The organism is Neobacillus drentensis, from assembly GCF_036966985.1.
GTDB classification, from domain to species: Bacteria; Bacillota; Bacilli; order Bacillales; family Cytobacillaceae; genus Neobacillus; species Neobacillus drentensis_E.
Map to the genome: position 1 here is coordinate 1,874 of NZ_JBALSN010000335.1, position 14,315 is coordinate 16,188.

Consider the following 14,315-nt stretch of genomic DNA (forward strand, 5'->3'; position numbering starts at 1 on the left):
CTTGGATTGACCGATGAAACGACATTTAGCCTGTAGCGGTAAAAGGAGACACCTTGGATTGACCGATGAAGTATCCTTTAACCTATAGCCGTAAATGAACCACCCTCTCATTACCCGCGGCCGAGTTTTTTAAAAATGCTAAATGCCCCCCATTTCATGTCCTTTCCTATAAAATTCCAAATCTCTCTATCAAAAAATGACACTAAATAATGACAACTGTAAAGACACTTGGTAGAATACTAATGATTAATAGAATTATTCTATACCTAAACTTAAGAAATTTAGGGAATAATGTAAAAAAAAGCTACAAGCTTAGGGGGATCGACATGAACAACAAAAAGGAAATATCAGGCCGGAGATTGCTTGGCATTGCCGGGATGGGCTGGATGTTCGATGCCATGGACGTCGGAATGCTTTCATTCATCATCGCAGCCTTAAAAGTAGAATGGGATCTAACTCCTGGACAGATGGGCTGGATTGGGAGTATCAATTCAATTGGGATGGCCGTGGGTGCACTTATTTTTGGTCTAATGGCAGATAAAATCGGCCGTAAAAATGTATTTATCATCACCTTATTATTATTTTCTATCGGAAGTGGTCTTTCCGCGCTTGCAACAACACTAGGAGCTTTTTTAGCACTAAGATTTTTCATTGGCGCAGGTCTTGGGGGGGAACTACCGGTTGCCTCGACCCTTGTATCCGAAAGTGTCCCTGCTGAAAAACGCGGCAGAGTGGTTGTCCTGCTGGAGAGTTTTTGGGCAGGCGGATGGTTGGTATCCGCCCTTATTTCCTCCTTTATCATTCCAAAGTATGGCTGGCAGATTGCCTTAATTATTAGTGCTATTCCTGCTTTGTATGCCTTATATTTACGAATTGGTTTACCTGACTCGCCGCGCTTTACAGCGTTAAAGAAGACGGAAAGAATCTCTGCTTTTCAAAGCTTTGCAAAATTATGGTCGAAGGAGTATCGCCGTCAGACTGCGATGCTTTGGATCGTCTGGTTTTGTGTCGTCTTTTCCTATTATGGGATGTTCCTCTGGCTTCCAAGTGTCATGGGTATGAAGGGCTTTAGCTTAGTAAAAAGCTTTGAATATGTGTTAATTATGACCTTGGCACAGTTACCAGGTTACTTCACGGCCGCATGGTTTATTGAAAAATTCGGGCGGAAATTTGTTTTAGTCGTATATTTACTTGGAACAGCAGTCAGTGCCTATTTCTTTGGAACGGCAGATTCCACTGCCCAATTGCTGACAGCAGGAATCCTGTTATCATTTTTTAATCTTGGGGCTTGGGGCGGCCTTTATGCCTATTCACCAGAACAATACCCAACAATTATCCGTGGAACGGGTACTGGGATGGCTGCTTCATTCGGACGGATCGGCGGGGTTCTTGGACCATTATTGGTAGGGTCGCTTGTTACGAAAAACGTGTCAATTTCAACAATCTTCACGATTTTCTGTATCGCCGTCCTTGTTGGTGCTCTTTCGGTCCTCTTTTTGGGAAAAGAAACGAAAAGAAAAGAATTAGTATAATAATTTTGGGTGTAGAGATTCCTTAATTTGGAGTCTCTTTCTTTTATTGTAAATAGGGAAACGTATTTAAATAAAATATTTGAAAAACAGTACTTTTCCACCTAATAAAGGCAAATCCTTTTCGACTTTAGTGGAATAAAGTTTTTGTCTAAATAAAACAGTATTTTTATTATATTGCAAATTATTTTAAAATAATGTATAATACCACTAGACGAACCCCCAAATATTTTGTACAATGTTTTCAGAATATTATCTTTTTTTAAAACAGTTAGACAAAAATGGTTGGGAAAATTTTAAAGAAAATTAGGGGGAAAGTCATGAGGAAGAAAAAATTAGCTGGTGTATTTATGTCTTTTATGGTAGCAGCAGGGGTGTTGGCAGGATGTAACTCAAGTACTAGTGGTGATGGGGAAAAAGGCGGCGATATTAAAATTGGTGCCAACCTCGAACTATCTGGCGGAGTAGCTTCTTATGGTCAGTCGGCAAAAGAAGGTATTGAACTAGCGATCGAAGAAATCAACAAAGAAGGTATTAATGGCAAAAAGCTAAAATTAGTGACAGTCGACAATAAGTCGGATGCAGCTGAGGCAACGAATGGTGCACTAAAACTTGCCACCCAAGATAAAGTTGTGGCAATGATAGGTGCAGCAACAAGTACAAACACACTAGCTCAAGTACAGATTGCTCAAGATAACAAAATTCCATTAATCACACCAACTGCAACAAATGCTACGATCACAAATAAAGACGGAAAGCTAAATGACTTTGTCTTCCGTACATGCTTTATTGACCCATTCCAAGGTACAGTTGCAGCGAACTTTGCAACCAATGATTTAAAGGTTAAAAGTGCAGCTGTTTTAATTGATAGCTCAAGCGACTACTCTAAAGGTCTTGCTTCTTCTTTCAAAAAGAATTTTGAAGCAAATGGCGGGAAAATCGTTAAAGAAGAAGCATATGTGGCAAAGGATACAGATTTCCGGGCTACTTTAACAAATATTAAAGCAGCAAATCCAGAATATATCTTTGTTCCTGGATTCTATGAAGAAGTAGGGCTAATTATCAAACAAGCTCGTGAACTTGGTTTAAATGTACCAATCATGGGTGGTGACGGTTGGGATTCTCCTAAACTAGTAGAAATCGCAGGAGCCCCAACACTTAATAACACGTTTATTACAAACCACTACTCATCAGGTGATAGTGATAAGAAGGTTCAAGACTTCGTTGCCGCATTCAAAGCGAAATACGATGGTAAATCACCGGATGCCTTTACTGCTCTAGGTTATGACACAGTATACTTCCTTGCTGATGCGATTAAGCGTGCTGGAAGCAGTGATTCTAGTAAGATTCAAAAGGCGCTTGAAGAGACTGATGGATTAGAGCTTGTTTCAGGTAAAGTGAAGCTTGATAAAAACCATGATCCAATCAAAGCCGCTGTTATCCTTGAGTACAAAAACGGTGAACAACAATTTAAGACAAAGATTAACCCATAATAGTATCTGCTAGACAAATTTTCATAGTTTGCCAAAGGGATAGGGAGCGTAATGTTCCCTATTCCACTTTCTAAAAGAAATGAAAGTTTCCCAACATGCAAACGTTGTTAATTGTATTTAAAAAAAGATTCGTTGAAGTCGGTCCAAAGGAGTGTAAGACATATGGAATTAATACAGCAGCTTGTCAATGGAATTTCCTTGGGCAGTATTTATGCACTAATCGCCCTAGGCTACACAATGGTATACGGTATTGTAAAACTAATTAACTTTGCCCATGGGGATGTCTTCATGGTCGGTGCATTTATAGGTTTCTATTCCATTACTATTCTTGATTTAGGATTTTTCCCAGCATTACTTATTTCAATGGTTGCCTGTGCAATCTTCGGTGTATTAATTGAGAGAATTGCCTATAAACCTCTCCGAAATGCAACAAGAATCGCTGCCCTTATTACAGCGATTGGGGTCTCGTTGTTTATCGAGTATGGAACCATTTATATTCGCGGTGCTCAGCCGGAAGCTTATCCAGATGGAATCGTTCCACTAAAAACCCTTGAGATTTTCGGGGTAAAAATTAGCGGTCAGTCCATCCTTATTTTAGGAACATCCGTTGTCTTAATGATTTTACTACAATTTATCGTTCATAAAACAAAAATTGGTAAAGCCATGCGGGCTGTATCACATGACATGGATGCAGCAAGATTAATGGGAATCAATGTAAATAACACGATTTCAGCAACTTTTGCGATCGGTTCTGCCCTAGCAGGAGCAGCGGGCGTCGTCTTTGGGGTATACTATACAAAAATTGAGCCGTTAATGGGAATTATCCCAGGGCTTAAAGCGTTTGTCGCAGCCGTTTTAGGCGGAATTGGAATTATTCCTGGCGCGATGACCGGTGGTTTATTGTTAGGGGTTATTGAGTCACTTGTTAGTGCTGCTGGTTACTCTTTATGGAGAGACGGTGTAGCGTTTGTTGTACTTATCTTAATTTTGATTTTCCGTCCAGCTGGTTTATTTGGTAAAAATATCAGGGAAAAGGTGTAAGGAGGTCTTTAAGCAATGACAATGTTAAAACAAGCAAAATTTTTCTGGACCTCGATCGTTTTAGCCGTAGTATTTGCGGTCGTTATGCAATTTTTGATTAATGGTGGTTCATTGAATCAGTTTTATGTAAATACGCTATTTTTTATTGGAATAAATATTATTCTTGCAGTAAGTCTTCATTTAATTATTGGTATTACCGGTCAGTTTTCGATTGGACATGCTGGGTTCCTTGCCGTTGGTGCCTATGCCTCAGCCATTATGACAATGAAATTAAGCCTCCCATTTCCAGTGGCACTTCTTGTTGGCGGTGTAGCTGCAGCAGTAGCCGGTCTCATTATTGGGATTCCTTCCCTTCGATTAAAAGGAGATTATCTAGCGATTGCCACACTTGGATTCGGTGAGATTGTGAGAATTGTCTTCTTAAATATTGATTACGTCGGTGGAGCAAGCGGAATGACAGTCTCCCACTTTACCACATGGCCATGGTTGATCGGTTGTGTTATTTTAACAATTGTAGTGATTGCGAACTTTACAAATTCGACTCATGGTCGAGCATGTATTTCGATCAGAGAAAATGAAATTGCTGCCGATGCGATGGGGATTAATACAACCTATTATAAGGTAACAGCTTTTGCCATCGGTGCGTTTTTTGCCGGAATTGCCGGTGCATTATATGCGCATAACTTTTATATTATCCAGCCAACAAACTTTGGCTTTTTGAAATCATTTGATATTTTAATATTCGTTGTTCTAGGCGGGCTAGGTAGTATGTCAGGAGCAGTGATTGCTGCGATCCTGTTAACAATCATTTCAACTTATCTATCTAGCTATCCAGAGGTTCGGATGGTTATATACAGTCTTGTCCTAATCGTGATGATGCTTTTCCGTCCGCAAGGCCTGCTCGGCACAAAAGAAATTACCTCATTCTTTAAAGTTGGTAAAGCGGCTAAAGGAGGAGTAAAGCATGACAACAAAAACCCAGTTGCTTAAAGTAGAAAATGTCGGGATTCGTTTCGGCGGTTTAAAAGCTGTATCAGATGTAAACGTGGAATTACATCAGGGTGAACTTGTCGGTTTAATTGGCCCCAATGGTGCAGGTAAAACCACATTTTTTAACTTGCTAACAGGTGTCTATGTTCCAACTGAGGGAACTATTTCGTTAACTGGTGAAAAACTTAATGGCTTAGCACCCTATAAAATTACCAAAAAAGGAATCAGCCGGACCTTCCAAAACATTCGCTTGTTTAGTGATCTGTCTGTTCTCGATAATGTAAAGGTCGCTTATCATTCATTGGCTAAGCATTCGATGGTAAGCTCTATCTTCCGCCTTCCAGCTCACTTTTCTGGTGAAAAGGAAATGGAAGAAAAGGCAATTGACTTCTTGAAAATCTTTAAGTTGGAAAATGTGATGCACGAAAAAGCGAAGAACTTACCGTATGGTCAGCAGCGTCGCCTTGAAATTGCCCGGGCATTAGCAGCCGGCCCAAAATTATTACTGCTCGATGAACCGGCTGCCGGGATGAACCCGCAGGAAACAGAAGAATTAATGAACTTAATTGCGTTAATCCGTGAGAAATTTTCATTAACAATCCTCTTAATTGAACATGACATGGGTCTTGTTATGGGTGTGTGCGAGCGCATCTATGTGCTTGACCACGGTCAATTAATTGCGGATGGGACACCAGAACAAATCAGAAATAATCCAAAAGTCATCGAAGCCTATCTTGGAGAGGAGGTCTCCTAATGCTAAAAGTGAATGATATAAATGTTTATTATGGTAATATCCACGCATTAAAGGGGGTTTCCCTCGAGATCAATCAAGGAGAAATTGTTACGTTGATTGGTGCCAATGGTGCAGGAAAAAGTACGCTTTTACAAACAATATCAGGACTATTGAAGCCGAAAAATGGTGAAGTATTGTTTGAGGGCGAACATGTAGCCGGAAAAGTCCCGCAATCAATTGTGAAACGGGGAATTTCACAAGTACCGGAAGGCCGCCGCGTGTTCTCGAACATGTCAGTGGAGGAAAACCTTGAATTAGGTGCGTACTTGAGGAAAGATAAAAAAGGGATTCAAGAAGATTTTGAAAAAATTTATCAATTGTTCCCACGGTTATTAGAGCGTAAAAAACAACAATCTGGGACCCTTTCAGGTGGAGAGCAGCAAATGCTCGCGATGGGACGAGCATTGATGGCTAGGCCGCGTCTATTACTGTTAGATGAGCCGTCCATGGGTCTTGCACCGCTATTAGTAAAAACGATTTTCAAGATTATCGAGGAAATCAATAAAACGGGCACAACGATTCTATTAGTAGAGCAAAACGCCAATATGGCCCTCTCGATTGCGGACCGTGCTTATGTTATTGAAACAGGAAAAATTGTCGCTTCTGGTACAGCCGAAGAGCTTAGCTCGAGCGACCAAATTAGAAATGCTTATCTTGGCGGGCATTAATTCGATCCGCCTTCCAAAAGGAGTTGGGGCCCCCCCAACTCCTTTTAACATTATATTTTCATTTTCCGTTGTTCAGGATCCAGCCGGAATTGCTGACGGCGTTGTGGCTGCATTAGATGTCTAATTTTGTTTGCATAATCCTCATACAACTGTTCAAGTCCTACTAATGTTAGTGAAAAGAAGTTAGTGTAATTCTTTTGAACCTCCCACTTTAACTCGTTCTTTCCACAAATACTATATTTATTTAGCTCTTCTATTTCCTCCCGAATCTTCGCTAATTCAGCTCCTTGCTGCTCTTCAGGAAGCGAGAGAACATAGTCTATTTTTGCAATAAAATGAATCGATTTCTCGATCTTCCAATTGATTTCATGATACCCTTCTTCATCAATCAGCCCGTATTTTAATTTAAATTCATTTAGTAGTTTAGCAGATTCATAGGTTGAATTCACAATATCATCACGGGTCATATCTTTAGTCTCATAGCTAAGCATATGCTTCCAAGATGGCTGGGTGATCGCCTTGCGGTGGTCCTCAAGGGTATGGCAAAACTTTTTATAGCCGTGCAGCTCTGGATGTTCAAAGGCTGGGCTGGCAGGGTCAAGGAATGGTGCAAGCGGTGCAACGAAATAGAAAATCCGATTGTCTTGATGACAGGCAATATGAATCTTTTCACAGAAATCAATGTTTTCTAAGGCGCTTTCATACGTTTGTCCTGGAATTCCAACCATGAAGAATAGATCGATTTTTTTACAGCCATGCTTTAAGGCAAATTTGAGCGTATCGATGACTTTTGGGTTGGTACAATTAAATTTCCCATTATAACGTCTAATCTTTTCATCATGGGTTTCAAGCGTGATTTCAATACTATATTTTGGAACACTTTCATTCATTTGTTGAAAGAACTCTTCATCGGCATACTGGAATAATTCAAAAACAACTTCATTTATGAGATTGAGTTCCTTCAGTCGGCTAAAAAAATCTTTGACATATACACGTCCACCCTGGCGCAAATCATGAAGGATAAAAATGGGTGCCCGGCTAAAGCGGGAAATGAATTTAATATCTTCGACGAGCTTTTCGGGCGACCGTAAGGCAAGCGAATTGCGGTTACAGTTTTGATCATAAGCATCCTTAGAACCCCCGCAAATTAGGCAGTTCTGTGAGCAGCCTCGCGCTGTTAGTAAGACCGTGTTCGGGTACTGCAGCCAGCCGTTGTATGGCAGCGGGTCAAGGAAGTTCCGATATTTAAAGACAGAGCGTATCGCATAGCGATATCCCGGCACATCTAGGTCATCTAGATCCTTTGGTACATACGTAAGTGGATTGCAGCCAATATCGCCGCCCTTCTTCCACGTTAAATTGGGGATGTCAGCATAATGGGTATTCCCTTGTTCGATTTTATTCATCAAGAGTAGCATCAATTTTTCAGTGGAATCTCCGCGCATTACAAAATCGATACATGGATATTCAATCAGTTCTTTATGATAATAAGTCGAAGACAGGCCGCCAAAAATCACCGGGGTATCCGGATGAAGTTTTTTAACGACTCTAGCTAATTCGATACTGCCGTGTGCGTGTGGAAGCCAGTGAAGGTCAATTCCGAAGGCCTTTGTTTGGATGTTCTTTAGCTTTGCTTCGACATCAAATTTGTCACTCATGAGCATGCGATTGGCGATATTAATGATTTTCACTCGAAGACCGTACCTTTCCAGGTATTCCGCGATACTGGTAATGCCAATCGGGTACATCTCAAATACGGGTGATGAGGGAACTACATCACTGATGGGGCCGGCAAGTAGGGAGTTTTTTCGAAAATCATAGACGCTTGGTGCATGCAAAATTACTAAATCGTATTTCATTTAATTTCACCTCATGGAAAATAGGATAGAAAACAGCGTCTTTCTATATGTTTGTATATTGTTTGTGAAGTATTGAACATAAACTATTTTTAAATAGTAATAATGAAGATATTATCTATTTTGGAAATGAAAGTAATTTATTATTGTTAATTTTAGTGTACTATAATAATTGTTTATTAGAGTGACAAATAGGTGACATATTTTGGGTGGTTTTGTGTGGATTCTGCTAATCCAGTATGCTAGAAACTAGTTTGGAGTCTTCAAAGTCAGGGAGGAATGATAACGTGGCACAAACAAAAACGAATGCGATGCGCATTTTAGATGGAAAAAAGATCAGCTATGACATGCTTACCTATGATAATAAAGACGGAAAGATAGACGGTGTTTCCGTTGCTGAAAAAATCGGCAGAGATCCCAAAGAGGTCTATAAGACGCTCGTTGCACAGGGAGCCAGCAAGAATATCTATGTCTTCGTTATTCCCGTCGCTGAGGAATTGGATTTTAAGAAGGCCGCGAAGGCAGCTGGTGAAAAGAATGTTGAAATGCTTCCCGTCAAGGATATTCAGAAATGGACAGGGTATATCCGCGGCGGCTGTTCGCCGATTGGTATGAAAAAGGAGTATAAGACGTTTATTGATGAACACGCCAAGGAACTGGATACCATCATTGTCAGCGCCGGGAAAATTGGTGTCCAAATTGTTTTAGCCCCTGTCCAATTGCAAGAGGTCACAAAAGCTGACATTGTCCCAGTTATTAAGTAAGATTTTTTTCCTAGGCACTCACCTATAGGTGACAATCGCATAAGATAGGGTGAAATTATCTTACGAGTGTCACGATAAAAGGGAGTGTTGATCAGTGGCAGGAAAAATTAAAAATTACTTTGCTGGCGGTAATACAGCTAGAGGTTTTCATAATTTATATGATTCCAATCTTCAAGATCTCGATCGGTTATTTATTTTAAAAGGCGGGCCAGGAACAGGCAAATCCTCACTCATGAAAAAGGTCGGCAATGAGTGGCTTGAAAAGGGCTATGATGTTGAATTCTTACATTGTTCTTCAGATAACAATTCTATTGATGGCGTGTTAGTCCCGGCGCTAAAGGTGGGAATTGTTGATGGAACAGCCCCGCATGTGATTGAACCAAAAGCACCAGGTGCGGTGGATGAGTATATTAACCTCGGTGAGGCTTGGAATGCTCGAGCCTTAGCGATCCATAAAAGTACAATCTTGAAGTTAACCAATCAAATCAGCCAGTCCTTTCATAAGGCATATGATACGTTTAAAGAAGCATTAGATATTCATGATGATTGGGAAAAGATCTATATCAACAGCATGGATTTTAAGAAAGCAGATCAATTAACGAACAAATTAATTGATACTTTCTTTGGAAAAATGAGGCTTAGTAAAAAATCAGATATCCGCCATCGCTTTTTAGGGGCAGCAACGCCTAATGGAGCGGTTGATTATGTTCCGAATCTAACCGAAGAGATTCCAAAACGTTACTTTATTAAAGGGCGCCCGGGCGCTGGGAAATCCACCATGCTGAAGAAGCTTGCGGCAGCGGCTGAAGTCAGAGGGGTGGATGTAGAGGTTTATCATTGTGGCTTTGATCCGCACAGCCTTGATATGGTGATTTTCAGGGAGCTTGGAATTGCGATCTTTGATAGTACTGCACCGCATGAGTACTTCCCGAGCCGAGATGGCGATGAAATCATTGATATGTATGAATTACTAATCGCTCCAGGGACAGATGAAATTTTTGAAGATATCATTACTAAAATCTCGACGAATTATAAAAATAAGATGAACGAGGCAATCTCCTATTTAGCCAGGGCGAAGGAACTTCATGATGAGTTAGAGGAAATATATATTGCCGCGATGGATTTCTCTGTTGTAGAACAGATACAGAATAAAATTGCAGAGGAAATCAGAGAGTTAGCAGCAAGTAAAGTAGAGTAACAAAGCTTTCAAATAGGACCAATGTTTTACCTTTCACCAAATTAGGCGGTGCGCATACGTTAAAGGGAAAATTAAATAGAAGGGGACTAATAACCTTGGATCATTTCAATTACCCTCAGGGTCATGGTAGAATGCCTAATTTTCCTTATGACAACAACTTCCGGCAACAAACACAACCACCGCCGCACGGGGGAGGTCATCAACCACCGCCGCATGGAGGTGGCCATCAACAGCCGCCGTACGGAGGATATCACCCACCATATGGAGGAGGCCCACATTATGGTGGTGCCCCGACTGGACCACCACCAACCTTTATTCCGCATGAAACAGTTGGCCTATATGCGGTTGACCCAGGAGGAATTCGGCACTGTTTGTACCGTTATACCTATATTTGGTTGAGAAATGGTAGAAACTTCTGGTATTATCCAACTTATGTTGGCAGGACCTCTATTGCCGGATATCGCTGGAGTGGATATCACTGGGAATATTACGGAATGGATTTAAGCAGAATCCGATCATTTAGTTGTCAATAACATATAAGAACTGTTCTGAAAAAGAGCAGTTCTTTTTTGATGGCATTTATCTTCATGATTAAGTTTCAGAGTGGGATCCTGCCATACATGTCCCTTTACGACTTTTTTTCTAAAGGATTGTTGCTTTCTTAGATTCGCCCATTGGGACTTAAAATTCGCTCATTGTACATCGAAATTCGCTCATTAAACATCATAATTCGCCCATAGACTTGTTTGGCCGTAAAAAAATTCATGAGATTTATTGTTTAAGGTGTAAATTTACACCGAAATGAAGCTTTGATGAGATTGACTTTGATTTAAAACAACAATTTGCGTAAGAAGCCTATTTTTTGTTTGGTTTCGGAACGAATACCAAAAGGTACCCTATTTTTTATAAAAGAATTAAGGAGACAGATGGGCGGCCATTNNAAAAGGCTATCGAAAGTTTATCGACAGCCTAAATCGACTTTCTAAAGTCGATTTTTTTATTCTAAGAATGTGGATTCGTTTTGCTTTGTTGACTCTTGTTGTGCTTATTTCCTTTACTGTTATCACCGCTGACAAACTCGCTGGCAAATTCAGCTTCTGCATGTCCTGCTTGCGGGGAGTTTTGATTCTTGCTGCCTTTGTTGTATTTCTTTGTCATCATTGATCCCTCCTTTTCTACTATGGTTTAGTTTGCATTCGAGTAAGTTGTTTATACAGGTAAAATAAAGGTAATATTTTAATTAAAAGAGCGAACGGGAATTTTTTGAAAGGGTGATTGAATGCAGTCTTGTTTAGACTTGTTAACAAAGTTATTTGAAGCAAATCGTAATGAAGCAAATGCCGGACCAATGGAGAAATATATGAAAGACCACTTCCCTTTCCTTGGCATTAAGAAACCAGATCGAAGTGTGCTCGAGAAGCAATTTTTTCAGGAAACAGGTTTGTTAAAGGAGCCGTTTAATCAAGAATTTATTCGCGATCTTTGGGCGAAGGATGAACGTGAATACCAATATACTGGATTGGTTTATATGGAAAAATCGTTGAAAAAGCTTGAGAAGATGGATTTACCTTTTATGGAGGAATTAATTCATACCAAATCGTGGTGGGATACAGTTGATGCAATTTCGCCTAAACCGGTTGGGGAAATTGCCAAAAGGTTTCCTGACGTCGTGGCTGAAACGATTGATGGCTGGGCCACCCATGATTACCTTTGGCTGCGCAGGGCGGCGCTTCTTTTTCAATTAAAGTATAAAGAGAACACAAATGAAGAGCTTCTTTATCAATACATACGCCTTAATGCAGAAAGCAAGGAATTTTTTATCCAAAAGGCCATCGGCTGGGCGTTACGGGAATATTCAAAGACCAATCCCGATTCCGTGAAAAAATTTATCGAAGCGACAAAGCTAGCACCGTTAAGTGTTCGCGAAGGAAGTAAGTATTTAGCTTGAGCATTAGGGAGATAATGTTTTAGATAATCTGTTAAAATGGCAATAATGAAAAGGGATAGAGGGTGGACAGCATGATTAAATGTATTGCAACAGATATGGATGGAACATTATTGAATTCGGTTCAACAAATCAGCTTGGCGAATAAGGAAGCTATTTTAAAAGCGCAGTCACAAGGGGTTGAAGTAGTGGTTGCAACAGGCCGATCGTATCAAGAGGCTACTTTCGTCCTTTCTGAAGCGGGCTTAACCTGCCCAGTTATTTGTGTAAATGGCGCAGAAATCCGTTCCAAAGAGGGGGACGTCCTTTCAGCTACTCCCATTGGGAAACAATTAGCTCGAGAGGTTGCTGCAAGGCTTACAGAAAAGGACGTGTACTTCGAAGTTTACACAAATCAGGGGGCCTTTACGCTCGACCCTGACAAAGCTGTTTCTATTCTTGTTGATATCGTGATGAGTGCGAATCCAGAAGCCAATCAGGCTGAAATCATTGAAGCTGCAGGGGCAAGAATCCGTGATGGTTTAATCCAAACAATTGAAGATTATGAACTGCTATTTGCGAATGATCAGTATCAAATCTATAAATTTCTAGTCTTCTCGTTTGATGGAGAAAAATTAGAAGCAGCAAATCAAGCATTAGCCGACTTAGAAGAACTAGCCATCGCATCTTCCGGTCATGAAAACCTCGAAATCACCAACCGTGAGGCTCAAAAGGGAATTGCACTTGAGGCGTTTGTGAAAGAAAGAGGAATTGACTTAGCGGAAACGATGGCGATTGGTGATAATTATAATGACGTATCGATGTTTGAAAAAGCAGGTAGATCAGTGGCGATGGGAAATGCCAATTATGAAATCAAATCCCTTTGTGATGTGATTACAGACACCAACGTAGAAAGCGGCGTAGCAAAGGCGATACTTGAAGTGATTTAGGAGAGGCAGGAGTCAATGAATAAGGTTTGTTCTTTTTTACTTGTGATGGTAATGATGTTGTCGGGCTGTTCTCTGTTTGAAAAAAAGGACGAGGGAATCGAAGGAGACGAGGTTGCTGTTACACAGCAGCCCAATGTTGAAGTGATGGCTCAAAAGCTGCAAGTACCTTGGTCGATTGATAAAGTGAATCAAGCATTTTACATCAGTGAGCGAACCGGAAGTATCGTGAAGATTGAAAACGGTAAAACAGAACGTCAGTCAGTCCATTTAACGCAGCCGCTGGCAAAGGCGGCAGAGGCAGGGCTGCTGGGCTTTGTTCTTGACCCTCAGTTCCTTGAGAACAAAAAGGCGTATGCGTATTATACCTATAGCGGAGATGGAAAGGGGCAGTTTAACCGAGTCGTTGTTCTAAGGACGAATGGTTCGGTCTGGACCGAAGAAAGGATCCTTCTCGACCGGATTCCGAGTGCAGCCTATCATCATGGCGGCAGGCTGAAAATTGGTCCGGATGAATTGCTCTATATCACGACGGGCGACGCGACTACTCCGGAAACCGCTCAGGATGTGAATAGTATCAATGGGAAGATTTTGCGAATGAAGTTGGATGGGACGGTTCCAGCGGATAATCCATTCTCAAACTCGTATGTATACAGTTATGGGCATCGCAATCCACAGGGATTGGTATGGGTAGGGAACACCTTATATGCAAGTGAGCATGGACAATCGGCTCATGATGAGATCAATCGGATTTTCCCAGGGGCTAACTATGGCTGGCCGGTAATTCAGGGAAATGAACAGAAGACGGGGATGGTAACTCCTTTATACCAGTCCGGTGATGAAACATGGGCTCCGTCCGGATTGGCTGCAGTTGATGGGAAGCTGTATGCCGCAACATTAAGAGGCAACGCAGTGCGTGAATTTGGATTGAACCAGAAACAGACGCGCTCGGTGGTTACTGGTCTGGGGAGAATCCGAGACCTCTATATCGACGGCGGCTACCTCTACTTCGTAAGCAACAACACCGACGGCCGCGGAAACCCAGACGAAAATGACGACAAACTATATCGTGTGTTACTAAGGGATTTGTAAGTGAAAGGGTGTCAGGCACC

At 41.1% G+C, this 14,315-nt stretch carries 14 protein-coding genes; 12 read left to right on the plus strand and 2 right to left on the minus strand.

Features of this window, described 5'->3' with window-relative positions:
- Positions 1 to 326: 326 nt before the first annotated feature.
- From V7659_RS20895 to V7659_RS20920, 6 genes are all read left to right on the plus strand, one after another.
- Positions 327 to 1,532, plus strand: coding sequence for an MFS transporter (locus V7659_RS20895; protein WP_335541967.1), 1,206 nt, complete (start codon positions 327 to 329; stop codon positions 1,530 to 1,532).
- 317 nt (positions 1,533 to 1,849) lie between these two features.
- A complete protein-coding gene (locus tag V7659_RS20900) occupies positions 1,850 to 3,022 on the plus strand; it encodes an ABC transporter substrate-binding protein (RefSeq protein ID WP_335541969.1) in 1,173 nt (390 codons plus the stop codon).
- A 162-nt stretch (positions 3,023 to 3,184) separates the two neighbouring features.
- Positions 3,185 to 4,063, plus strand: a complete 879-nt coding sequence (locus tag V7659_RS20905; RefSeq protein ID WP_335541970.1) for a branched-chain amino acid ABC transporter permease — start codon at positions 3,185 to 3,187, stop codon at positions 4,061 to 4,063.
- 15 nt (positions 4,064 to 4,078) lie between these two features.
- Positions 4,079 to 5,053, plus strand: coding sequence for a branched-chain amino acid ABC transporter permease (locus V7659_RS20910; protein ID WP_335541972.1), 975 nt, complete (start codon positions 4,079 to 4,081; stop codon positions 5,051 to 5,053).
- Complete coding sequence (locus V7659_RS20915; protein WP_335541974.1) at positions 5,028 to 5,807, plus strand: ABC transporter ATP-binding protein; 780 nt, start codon at positions 5,028 to 5,030, stop codon at positions 5,805 to 5,807. The genes V7659_RS20910 and V7659_RS20915 overlap by 26 nt, the downstream gene beginning before the upstream one ends.
- Positions 5,807 to 6,514, plus strand: a complete 708-nt coding sequence (locus V7659_RS20920; RefSeq protein WP_335541977.1) for an ABC transporter ATP-binding protein — start codon at positions 5,807 to 5,809, stop codon at positions 6,512 to 6,514. The genes V7659_RS20915 and V7659_RS20920 overlap by 1 nt, the downstream gene beginning before the upstream one ends.
- Positions 6,515 to 6,564: 50 nt before the next feature.
- On the opposite strand, the gene V7659_RS20925 is transcribed toward V7659_RS20920, so the two are convergent.
- Complete coding sequence (locus tag V7659_RS20925; RefSeq protein ID WP_335541978.1) at positions 6,565 to 8,373, minus strand: TIGR04190 family B12-binding domain/radical SAM domain protein; 1,809 nt, start codon at positions 8,371 to 8,373, stop codon at positions 6,565 to 6,567.
- A gap of 284 nt (positions 8,374 to 8,657) precedes the next feature.
- Between V7659_RS20925 and ybaK the strand changes: the two genes are divergently transcribed.
- The 3 genes from ybaK (at position 8,658) to V7659_RS20940 (ending at position 10,865) form a co-directional block, all read left to right on the plus strand.
- Entirely contained in the window at positions 8,658 to 9,134 is a 477-nt protein-coding gene (gene ybaK / locus V7659_RS20930) for a Cys-tRNA(Pro) deacylase (RefSeq protein ID WP_335541980.1), read from the plus strand.
- Between the two features lie 94 nt (positions 9,135 to 9,228).
- Positions 9,229 to 10,332, plus strand: coding sequence for a PRK06851 family protein (locus tag V7659_RS20935; protein WP_335541982.1), 1,104 nt, complete (start codon positions 9,229 to 9,231; stop codon positions 10,330 to 10,332).
- Positions 10,333 to 10,427: 95 nt separating this feature from the next.
- Positions 10,428 to 10,865 carry a transporter gene (locus V7659_RS20940; RefSeq protein ID WP_335541984.1) on the plus strand — a complete coding sequence of 146 codons (438 nt, stop codon included), beginning with the start codon at positions 10,428 to 10,430 and terminating at the stop codon, positions 10,863 to 10,865.
- A gap of 469 nt (positions 10,866 to 11,334) precedes the next feature.
- Here the strand turns inward: V7659_RS20940 and V7659_RS20945 are convergent, their stop codons facing one another.
- Positions 11,335 to 11,490, minus strand: a complete 156-nt coding sequence (locus V7659_RS20945; RefSeq protein ID WP_335541985.1) for a hypothetical protein — start codon at positions 11,488 to 11,490, stop codon at positions 11,335 to 11,337.
- 121 nt (positions 11,491 to 11,611) lie between these two features.
- Here V7659_RS20945 and V7659_RS20950 point away from each other — a divergent pair, with 121 nt between their 5' ends.
- From V7659_RS20950 to V7659_RS20960, 3 genes are all read left to right on the plus strand, one after another.
- The gene (locus V7659_RS20950) at positions 11,612 to 12,280 is read left to right on the plus strand and encodes a DNA alkylation repair protein (protein WP_335541987.1); all 669 of its coding nucleotides are present in this window, start codon (positions 11,612 to 11,614) and stop codon (positions 12,278 to 12,280) included.
- A gap of 71 nt (positions 12,281 to 12,351) precedes the next feature.
- Positions 12,352 to 13,206, plus strand: a complete 855-nt coding sequence (locus V7659_RS20955; RefSeq protein ID WP_335541988.1) for a Cof-type HAD-IIB family hydrolase — start codon at positions 12,352 to 12,354, stop codon at positions 13,204 to 13,206.
- Between the two features lie 15 nt (positions 13,207 to 13,221).
- The gene (locus V7659_RS20960; RefSeq protein ID WP_335541990.1) at positions 13,222 to 14,295 is read left to right on the plus strand and encodes a PQQ-dependent sugar dehydrogenase; all 1,074 of its coding nucleotides are present in this window, start codon (positions 13,222 to 13,224) and stop codon (positions 14,293 to 14,295) included.
- The last annotated feature ends 20 nt before the right edge of the window (positions 14,296 to 14,315 follow it).

Coding starts and splice junctions, on each gene's coding strand:
- V7659_RS20895 (WP_335541967.1), top strand. CDS start 327: ATGAACAACAAAAAGGAAATATCAGGCCGGAGATTGCTTGGCATTGCC.
- V7659_RS20900 (WP_335541969.1), top strand. CDS start 1,850: ATGAGGAAGAAAAAATTAGCTGGTGTATTTATGTCTTTTATGGTAGCA.
- V7659_RS20905 (WP_335541970.1), top strand. CDS start 3,185: ATGGAATTAATACAGCAGCTTGTCAATGGAATTTCCTTGGGCAGTATT.
- V7659_RS20910 (WP_335541972.1), top strand. CDS start 4,079: ATGACAATGTTAAAACAAGCAAAATTTTTCTGGACCTCGATCGTTTTA.
- V7659_RS20915 (WP_335541974.1), top strand. CDS start 5,028: ATGACAACAAAAACCCAGTTGCTTAAAGTAGAAAATGTCGGGATTCGT.
- V7659_RS20920 (WP_335541977.1), top strand. CDS start 5,807: ATGCTAAAAGTGAATGATATAAATGTTTATTATGGTAATATCCACGCA.
- V7659_RS20925 (WP_335541978.1), bottom strand. CDS start 8,373: ATGAAATACGATTTAGTAATTTTGCATGCACCAAGCGTCTATGATTTT.
- V7659_RS20945 (WP_335541985.1), bottom strand. CDS start 11,490: ATGACAAAGAAATACAACAAAGGCAGCAAGAATCAAAACTCCCCGCAA.
- V7659_RS20950 (WP_335541987.1), top strand. CDS start 11,612: ATGCAGTCTTGTTTAGACTTGTTAACAAAGTTATTTGAAGCAAATCGT.
- V7659_RS20955 (WP_335541988.1), top strand. CDS start 12,352: ATGATTAAATGTATTGCAACAGATATGGATGGAACATTATTGAATTCG.
- V7659_RS20960 (WP_335541990.1), top strand. CDS start 13,222: ATGAATAAGGTTTGTTCTTTTTTACTTGTGATGGTAATGATGTTGTCG.